We start from the raw sequence: 9612 nt of genomic DNA, 5'->3' as shown, positions 1-9612 counted from the left end.
TTGATCTAACGCATTGTAGTCATACGTTGCTTTGTAGTTGTGTGCCCCGTGGGAAACAAGGACTTCATTGATTTTGTCGGTTTTTCCTTTGTTGTCTTTGCTCGGTTTATCTTTGTATGTCCAGGAAACACTGCCACCGCGTTCGGTTTGTTTCGTGATACGGTCGGCCTCATCGTAGGTTTTATCGCGCACCCATCCTGTGGTTGCGTCGGTTACTTTTGTTTCGTTGCCATTCGGGTCAAATTGGAAGCTGAAAGCCGTTTGCCCATTCCACTTCACACCTGTGGCACAATCGGCGGAATCATAGACGCTTTCAATGGTATCGCTATTCGGCTTGGTTACTTTGGTTTGGTTCGCGTTGGCATCTTATTCATAGCTTATTTTGCTGTTCTTTCCCATCTGTATTTTACATACATCTGTTAGTCATTCTGTGTCAAAAGGTGCACCACAGAAGCCATATATTTCAAAATCAATTTTCGGATATTTTGGGATGTAATTTCCACGATTTTATACGTGTGTCAAAAAGCATACTTTTTGACATGACATATAGTGAACAAAGAAAGAGCAACACTTTTTAAGTCCGCCCTTTCTGTCTACTTTATTGATATTTATTCAATTTATCTTATTATTATCCATTTCCATTCTCCTATATGCAGCTATTCATTTAAAATTTTTCTAGCAATAGCTAGATACTCTTCTTCTGTAAATTGAATTATAGAATCATCAAATGCATTTATAAAAATTGTTTTAATTTTATTGGCAAGTTCAAAATCTGTAACCTTATGCCTACTTAAAAAGTGAACAATTTGATTTATTTCTGATTCATATTCATCTGATGGGGCAAATGGGAGTACTTCAATTGGATCCCATTCATCAATAACATGCTTTACTTTATTTCTCATACTAAACCTCCTCTAAAATAATTGTTTTATAATATTCTTCATCGCCTTGTCATAGGTTTTCTTTTTCCATCTTTAGCAAGAACAACCACACCTTGCTTCGTTACAAATGCAAACTTCCTTCCATCTGCTTGTTTTAAAGCCTTGCCATTCTTGACAATAGAATTTGCCAACTTCTTCGACATTCCCCGCTTCTTCAATTGACTTAAGCCATGGTCTGCATACTTCGTCCAATTTATTGATATGTTTGGATGCTTCACCAATATTCCCATCTTACCAAAATCATGTCCTAATTTTGCTTTACTTGTCTTACCACCTTTTTTAACCCATTTCTTAGATTTTTTGACAACATATTTTCCGCCAATCCAGACTCCCCTTAGAATCCAAACCCAAAAATGACCATCTGGATCGATATTCGTAACAGGATTATTATTCGCATAGTTATAACCATTCATCGAACTAGGATCATCGTCATCCCCACTATCTGGATCTGAACTTATAAATACACCTTGCTCTGGTTCATAATAACGCGCAATCAAGTAATACATACCTATTTCTTTATCATAGGTATAACCTGCATAGCCAATCGTGTTCTGTTTTGCCTCTTCTGTCAGCTCCTTTGATTCTAGCACATTTCCCCAAGCATCATAACTATAATTAGCAACAACAGTTCCTGTCTCATCCGTCATCGCCACTACATCACCACGAGAATTATGATGATAGAATAGAGTTTTGCCACCTGTCTTCATAGCCAAACGTGTATTTCCGACTCCATAAATGTAATGACGTAACAATGTCCCTGTTGCATCCGTTTCATACAACACATTAATCGTATCACCATCATAATGATATCTGGTCACTTCTCCATGAAGTGTTTTAGTCACACGACGATCTTTGTCATCATATTCATAGCTTACAAATGGGGTACTCTCCGATACTTTTGTAACAGCTACTAATTGATCTGCGATATTCCATTGGTAGATATATTTACAATCAGAAAGGCGGTTTCCATTTTTGTCATAGGATATTTGAGTGCCCTTCCAATCAATTATTTGGTTACTGTTGTTATAGCTAGCCTTACTGACTTCTGATTCTTTTGAATCTGTCACTTTTACACGATTTCCGAATCCATCGCACGCGTATGTTTTAGTTGTTCCATCAGGTAGAGATTCTTTAGTTAATTGATTAATCGTATCGTATTCATAGCTCGTATTCCCCTGTTGGGAGCTTTTGATATTTATGAGCCGATTCACTGTATCGTATGTGTAGCTCTCCTCAAAAATAGGTGCTCCCAACTTGTTCCCAATTTGGATTTCATTTATCTTACGAGTACTGTCATAGTTAAAGTTACTACCCACACCGTTACCAGCTGTATAGTTACTTACATTCCCATACTCATCGTAATCCATCAGATAGTTATACTTACCATCATTTACTTTAACATTTTGATTCAATGGATTATATTCATAACTCACTTTATTTTGATAATCTTTCTGAAAAACTAAAACTTCGCTTACTTTATCGCTTGTTCCCACAGTACCATTTGTTGCAGCATCTTCGTATAGCCACGAAACAGCACCACCGCGTTCCACCTGCTTTGTTAAACGATCAGCCGTGTCGTACATATTTTCTTTTGTGATGCCTTGGTTTGTATTAGTAACTTTTATTTCGTTCCCATTCGCATCCAATTGATAACTAAACACAGTTTTGCCGTTCCATTTTATATCTGTGTTACGATCTGCGGAATCATACATATTTTCAATTGTGTCACCGCTAGGTTTGATGATTTTTTGTTTGATTTGCATTAGCATCATACTCATAACTGGTTTTTTGACCTTGAGCGTCTGTGAATTGTGTTATCTGATTATCACTATTGTACATGTGATTACTCAGTCGCTCTTTACCATCTGCGGTTACAAATTTCTCAGTGGTATTGCCGTTATCGTCATATTTATAGGCTACCGATGTGCCATTGGCTAATGTCGTTTTCGTCAATTGATTATCGAGATTGTATGCCAATTGCTTCGTATTGCCCTTTTCATCCGTTTCCGTGAGTTTATTGCCGTACACATCATACGTAAACGCCGTTTTTCGGTTCTCTTCATCATACGATGCTGTCACATAATTCCCACTACTATCATACGTGTTCTCCGTCAGTACTTCTCCGTCAATCACACGCATGTTATCAAACCAGGCTTTTCCTGTATGCTTGCCACGGAACAACGTCCAGATTTTCAAACGCGTAATCGGTTTATCCACATCCACCGTCACCGCACTACGGTTCCACTCATTCGTTCCCGTTGGGAATGGCGCGTAAAAGGATTTCGTCACGCCATCGTTCAAGACAGCTTCGGCCAAAATCGCGTAATCGTTCGATAACTTCTCGCCACCTGCGGTATTCACTACGTTCTCTGATTTCGACATCGCCGTCACCGTCACGTTTTTCGCGGTGGTTTGGTTCAGTACAATTTCTTGCCCATACTTGCTGTCCACGTCCGTCACGGCTGTGCGTACAATGCGTGCCGAGGAGCTATCCGCAAAGCCTTCGGTATCATCGATGGCCATTTTGTCCGCGCCTGCGGTGGAACCTCGCCACCAGCCTGTCGATGTCAATTCTGTGCTGGTTTCAAAACTACTGTTCAAGACGGGGTTAAAGGTTGCCGATGCTTCCCCTTTTTCCAGTTGGACATTGTCAAACCACGCGGTTCCCGTTCCACCCGTGTCTTTATTTTGCTCCACTTCGAGGAAAATGTAGGCTTTCGCAGTCGTTTTCGTGGTCTTAATCGTCAGTTGGCGCTTCGTCCATGGACGGTTCGCCTTGATATCACTGTAACGATTGCTCTGCCATGCTTCCCCATCGGTCACGCGTTTCCCTGTCGCATCTTGCAACTCGACATTAAAGAACACATTCGTATCCTTCATATCACTCGTTTTGATGAGTGCACTCAAGGTATACGTGCTATCTGGCTCCAACTCCACGATTTGTTTCCCAGCCGTAAAGCCGCGTCCGGTGGATTTCCCGGTAATCTTCAAGGAAGCTGCGCCACTCACACCACCCGGTGCTGACGTGCTTTTGTCCATCGCTACGGTTCCTGTCGCGGTTTGGTACACTTGCGAGAACCATTTTGACACATAACCCTACACAAAGAAAGAGCATCACTTTTCAGCGCACTCTTTCTTTGTTAGCCATTTGCTTCTTCTATTAATCTCTGTACTATTTTTGTTAAATAATATTGTCAGTAAACATATTATTTAACAATTCATTTATGCTAAATGATGTTTTTCTTTTCACGCAATCTTTTTTGTCTCTACCCGTCATCCCGTCGATTTCCCACGAATTCAGATAGATATGGAAGTCATTATTGTTAGGAATAACGATTGCCGCGTAGGGACTTTCTAACGGATCTATATTCGTCGGCTCATCAAACATATCAACCTCTGCTTCTGTATCTACAAAGCTAAAATAGTATGGATAGCATGAATGGATAGCCATTAAAACACTAATTATATTTCCTTCCAAACTTTGAAATGAAAAATCCTCTGGGATATAGTCATATGACATATCGAATAAGACTCCTTGATAACCATCTTCCTCATATAATCGTACCGTGAAAGACCAATTACTGCCTAAGTGGCTACAGTTAATATGAGTTACTTCTGAAAAATTACCACCTTTTTCCAATTCTTCCAAATCCATATCAATAGATATGTCATTTTCCAAGTTATAGCAAACCAGATTATCAATCTCGATACTTTCAACTTCGCTTATCAAATCGATATATTTTTTTATTACATTTCTATACGACTCTTCTTTATAGATACATCCTGCTGATAAAAAACTAGACATTTACTTACCTCCTATTTTATCCGTGTTCCAAGTTTCCTATAATTTTTCAATTGTGCTGCATTCATTTTCCAACCACTTATAAAGTTCCCTTTCTTATCCACAATTACTCCTTTCCCCGATTTAATATATATGGTAACTTTCTGCCCACCTCTGTAAGCAGTATCTAATATCTCTGTCGCTCCCTTTATATGTTTATTCAATGCAGATTCAAATAAATGAGCATTCTTAGCAGAATAATTGGCCTTAACTCCAAAATCTTCAGCATGTTTCCATTTTTTCTGTAGCTGTTTCTTTGGGAATTTAGGTTTTGGTAAAGTGGCTTTTTTATAGAAATTTTTCCCTTTTTGGAATACCCACTTGCCTCCCTTTTATCACGTATTTTGTTCCCCATTTTAGAACTTGAATCAGTATTCCAACAGCATACTCACCGTCGGCATCGATAAATTCTACAGGGTTATTGTTCGCATACGTGTACCCATTCATAGTCAAAGGATTAATCTCATCCCCCGGTTCTGAATCTACCGAAAGAAATACTCCTTGTTTTGCTTCATAGTACCTGGCGTTCAAATAATACATCCCAGTTTCAGTATCATGGAAGTAACCAGCATATTTAAAAGAATTCTGTCTAGCTTCTTCTGTTGTTAACATTTCTTTTACTATATTGCCCCAAGCATCGTATACATATTCCCCTATAACAAGCCCATCCTCATCGGTCAGAGCAACTACATCACCATGAGAATTATATTGATAAAAAACAGTTTTATTTCCAATTTTCATAGATACGCGCAGTCCATCTGCTGAGTATGTGTACTGTTTATCAACATTTCCAATACTATTAATTTCATATAACAGGTTCAGACTATGGGCAGAGGGACACATTCAAAACTGGTCACTTGTCATGAACCAGCTCCTTCTTTTGGATTCCCTTGAGAATCGTGTGTCGCATTATATCTCTATTTCTTAATTACACACTTTTCTTGACAACCCCCCCAACTTGAAAAAAGAGACTGAGATTAACTCCCACCCTCTTTCTTGTTTATCTACTTGTTACTTTTTCAAAATCTAGAACCCCACCTTTATCACAAACCTAGCTTACTGATAATTTCTTTTTTATCATAGGGTAGTACCCACTCACTATACTGCTTATAAATAGGTATCAGCTTATCTACAGAATTTGCCACAACATCTAAGCCTCTATCATCATACATGTAGTATATTATTTTTTTTCTTAGTATTAATAAAATAGCATTCACATCCCAATTTTGGATGTATATTCATATCTTGATTAGCAATGGCTTCCAACATTTTTTCTATTTTTATATCTTTCACATGACACTTTAGTGCCATTTTCAAAAAAACCTCTCCCTCTCTTCGAATTTTTTCGACACTCAAACAATATTTCAATGCGCTATTTTTAATATACTTCTTGAGAACACCCGTGGCTTTCATTTTCCTATCTGGCTTGACAAACCAAACTAAATAAATAGAATCATTGAATGAAAATATTTCCTTGAACAGAGTGATTGATCGGTAATACACCCTATTCATGTAATGCTTTTCTTCTATATAAGGGCTATCCTCTCCCAATTCAAAACGTATACCTAACTCGGTATTATAAAAAAGTGGCGGACTTAATTCTTGTTTATCAAAGTTGTCTTTAATATATTTTTTCAACTCTTCATTAAGCTTATACACAGCGTTCAACTCCTTTTTAAACTTAATCCACATTATTTGCTAACGATTTTTCCATTTTCCTTTACAGGTGCTCTCCGCTTTCCTTTTTTATCATTCACTTTCCAAGCTTTTCCGCCGTGTCCTGCTTTATCCCTATCAATGGTTCAACCATTAGGCGCTTTAAACCTTACGCTCTTACCTTTCACTTTTTGATTGAATTTTCCTAAATCAACATAATCACCGTTCCCTTCCTGTAACGATTTAGGTATTGGACTCACTTCTTTGATGCGGTTCGCCTCATAGCTCGTCAGCGTACTTGATTTCAAGCCATCCTCGGCACAGGATTTCCTACTTGTTTATAGGCATACACAGCCTTCTTCTCTGTCGCGTTAACCAACTAATTACTTATGTAGGGTATTAATGAAATTAGAGTTTGACCTAACTTCATTAATACCGCGCTTGAATTTTTCTTGATTGACAGGTTACACTAAACTAGACAACTTCATAAAATATTTGCGCGCCTTTTTTTAGTAATTTCACAGCTGTTGAATCATCATTGAAATTCATTTCCCCCATGGAATTGAAGTATGAATCCCAAAATTCACTAAAAAATGAAATATCCCTCTTATTTATATAAGCTCCTGGGTATATTTGAGATGTTATTTCTGCAGAAAGAAGATTATTAGGGTTATATGCTATTGTCTCACTCTTTCCATCATTTATGACCTCACTATAAGTTTTATAGTATAACAATTCATATACTTCTTGATTCCTTACTTCTATCAGAAATGGTGTAATTAATAAATCTAATACTTCCTTTTCTGAACTTAATACCTTTTTTTATATTTTCAGGGTGTATATATATATTCTTTCCCGTTCTATAATTATTATCCATATTCTCTAATTTTTTTTACTATATCCATGCTCAGTTGCCACACTCCTTTATTTTTTTTGGCTTATAAGGGTTTATTATTGATGGGTCTGGTTGCCATTTCTTATCATATCTATTACTCACTTGAACAATTTCTTTGGTGCGATTGTCCACAATGACATAGGTCCCTTTTTTATCATAATAAACAGTCGCTGAGTTACCAGTTGCCTTATTTGTACTTTTTCTAGTAGTATAAGGTTTATTAATTAATTTCTTAATACTTGCCTGTGTCCATCCTCGGCTCTTCATTTGATTAGCTAACTTATTCGCTTTTTTCGTGTTACTACCAAATTTAAGGCTATCACCCGGCTTTTTCTTAGGAGCTTTTTTAACCCATTTTTTAGATTTTTTGACAACGTATTTGCCACCAATCCAGACACCTCTTAGAATCCACATCCAGAAATGACCATCTGGATCGATATTCGTAACAGGATTATTATTCGCATAGTTATAACCATTCATCGAACTAGGATCATCGTCATCCCCACTATCTGGATCTGAACTTATAAACACACCTTGTTCCGGTTCATAATAACGAGCGATCAAGTAATACATACCTATTTCTTTATCATAGGTATAACCGGCATAACCAATCGTATTCTGTTTCGCCTCTTCTGTTAGTTCGCTTGATTCTAATACATTTCCCCAAGCGTCATAACTGTACTCCGCAACAACAGATCCTGCCTCATCCGTCATAGCCACTACATCACCACGAGAATTGTGATGGTAGAATAGAGTTTTTCCACCTGCCTTCATAGCTAGACGTGTATTTCCAGCACCATAAATATAATGACGCAACAATGTCCCTGTTGCATCCGTTTCATACAACACATTAATCGTATCACCATCATAGTGATATTTGGTCACTTCTCCATGAAGTGTTTTAGTCACACGACGATCTTTATCGTCATATTCATAGGTTACAAATGGAGTACTCTCCGCAACTTTTTTAACAGATACTAATTGATCCGCGATATTCCATTGATAGATATACCTCCCGTCAGATAGTCGATTTCCATTTTTGTCATAGATTATTTGACTACCATTCCAATCGACTAGTTGGTTAGCACTGTTGTAACTAGCCTTACTATCTTTCAATCCTTTTGAATCTGTCACTTTTATACGATTCCCAAAACCATCGTACGCATACGTTTTAATTGTTCCGTTAGGAAGATTTTCTTTAGTTAGCTGATTAATCGTATCGTATTCATAGCTTGTATTCCTATTTTGGGAGCTTTTGATATTTACGAGCCGATTCACTGTATCATATGTGTAGTTCTCTTCAAAAATAGAGACTCCCAACTTACTTCCAATTTGGATTTCATTAATTTTACGCGTGTTGTCATAACTAAAGTTACTAACCACACCGTTACCAGAAGTATAGCTACTTACATTACCTGACTCTTCGTAATCCATCAGATAGTTATGTTTGCCATCATTTACTTTCACATTCTGATTCAATTGATTATATCCATAACTCACTTTATTTTGATAATCTTTCTGAGAAACCAAAACTTCGCTTACTTTATCACTTGTACCTATAACTCCATTGTTTACAGTATTTTGGTATGTCCAGGAAACAACTCCACTGCGTTCTGTCTGTTTTACCAAGCGTTCAGCAATGTCATACGTATTTTCTTTTGTAACATCTTTTTTAGTATCAATAACTTTGGTTTCATTTCCATTTGCATCCAATTGATAGCTAAATACAGTTTCTCCATTCCATTTTATCTCAGCGTTACGATCTGCGGAATCATAAATATCTTCAATCATATCACCACTTGGTTTGATGATTTTTATTTGATTTCCATTCGCATCATACTCATAACTTGTTTTTTGACCCTCGGAATCTGTAAATTGTGTTATCTTATTATCACTATTGTATGCATAACTATGTTGTTGCTCTTTGCTATCTGCTGTTACGAATTTATCTGTGGCATTGCCATTATCATCATACTGGTACGATAACGCTGTGCCATTCGCCAAAGTTGTTTTCATCAATTGATTATCCAGATTATACTCTAACTTCTTCTTGTTTCCTTTTTCATCGGTCTCTGTGAGTTTGTTACCATATACATCGTACGTAAAGCTTGTTTTACGTTTCTCTTCGTCATACGAAGCGACCACATAATTTCCAGCACTATCATACGTATTCTCCGTCAACACTTCCCCGTCAATTACACGCATGTTATCAAACCAAGCTTTCCCTGTATGCTTGCCACGGAATAGCGTCCAGATTTTCAAGCGCGCAATCGGTTTAT

General features: G+C 37.3%; 10 protein-coding genes and 2 pseudogenes. All 12 read right to left on the bottom strand.

Annotation, left to right across the window (positions count from 1 at the left end):
- A pseudogene (locus PROCOU_RS15645) lies at positions 1-366 on the bottom strand (RHS repeat domain-containing protein); the annotation flags it as partial.
- Positions 367-656: 290 nt separating this feature from the next.
- A complete protein-coding gene (locus PROCOU_RS15640; RefSeq protein ID WP_036074256.1) occupies positions 657-902 on the bottom strand; it encodes a DUF1871 family protein in 246 nt (81 codons plus the stop codon).
- A 38-nt stretch (positions 903-940) separates the two neighbouring features.
- A complete protein-coding gene (locus PROCOU_RS16875) occupies positions 941-2704 on the bottom strand; it encodes an RHS repeat domain-containing protein (RefSeq protein ID WP_051994465.1) in 1764 nt (587 codons plus the stop codon).
- Positions 2673-4031, bottom strand: a complete 1359-nt coding sequence (locus tag PROCOU_RS16870; protein WP_149023689.1) for a carbohydrate binding domain-containing protein — start codon at positions 4029-4031, stop codon at positions 2673-2675. Before PROCOU_RS16870 ends, PROCOU_RS16875 begins: the two co-directional genes overlap by 32 nt.
- Before the next feature lie 91 nt (positions 4032-4122).
- A complete protein-coding gene (locus PROCOU_RS15630; protein ID WP_036074255.1) occupies positions 4123-4746 on the bottom strand; it encodes an Imm64 family immunity protein in 624 nt (207 codons plus the stop codon).
- An 11-nt stretch (positions 4747-4757) separates the two neighbouring features.
- Positions 4758-5021, bottom strand: a pseudogene (locus PROCOU_RS19410) (colicin D domain-containing protein); the annotation flags it as partial.
- A 49-nt stretch (positions 5022-5070) separates the two neighbouring features.
- On the bottom strand, positions 5071-5523 hold the full coding sequence (locus PROCOU_RS15620) for an RHS repeat domain-containing protein (protein WP_159101251.1): 453 nt from the start codon (positions 5521-5523) through the stop codon (positions 5071-5073).
- A 302-nt stretch (positions 5524-5825) separates the two neighbouring features.
- Entirely contained in the window at positions 5826-5954 is a 129-nt protein-coding gene (locus PROCOU_RS19405; protein ID WP_077913489.1) for a DUF3885 domain-containing protein, read from the bottom strand.
- Positions 5947-6441 carry a DUF3885 domain-containing protein gene (locus tag PROCOU_RS15615; protein ID WP_149023688.1) on the bottom strand — a complete coding sequence of 165 codons (495 nt, stop codon included), beginning with the start codon at positions 6439-6441 and terminating at the stop codon, positions 5947-5949. The genes PROCOU_RS19405 and PROCOU_RS15615 overlap by 8 nt, the downstream gene beginning before the upstream one ends.
- Before the next feature lie 143 nt (positions 6442-6584).
- Positions 6585-6746, bottom strand: a complete 162-nt coding sequence (locus tag PROCOU_RS17870; RefSeq protein ID WP_159101249.1) for a hypothetical protein — start codon at positions 6744-6746, stop codon at positions 6585-6587.
- Positions 6747-6912: 166 nt separating this feature from the next.
- Positions 6913-7173 (bottom strand): hypothetical protein, encoded by a 261-nt coding sequence (locus PROCOU_RS16865; RefSeq protein WP_051994462.1) that lies wholly within the window; start codon positions 7171-7173, stop codon positions 6913-6915.
- A 172-nt stretch (positions 7174-7345) separates the two neighbouring features.
- Positions 7346-9612: colicin E5-related ribonuclease (locus tag PROCOU_RS15605; RefSeq protein ID WP_279625200.1), on the bottom strand; the 2267-nt coding region annotated here is incomplete at its 5' end.

Origin of the sequence: Listeria rocourtiae FSL F6-920 (genome assembly GCF_000525975.1) — a bacterium.
Lineage (GTDB): Bacteria > Bacillota > Bacilli > Lactobacillales > Listeriaceae > Listeria_A > Listeria_A rocourtiae.
The sequence above is the reverse complement of the archived record's forward strand: the minus strand, read 5'-3'. Positions and strand labels throughout refer to the sequence as shown.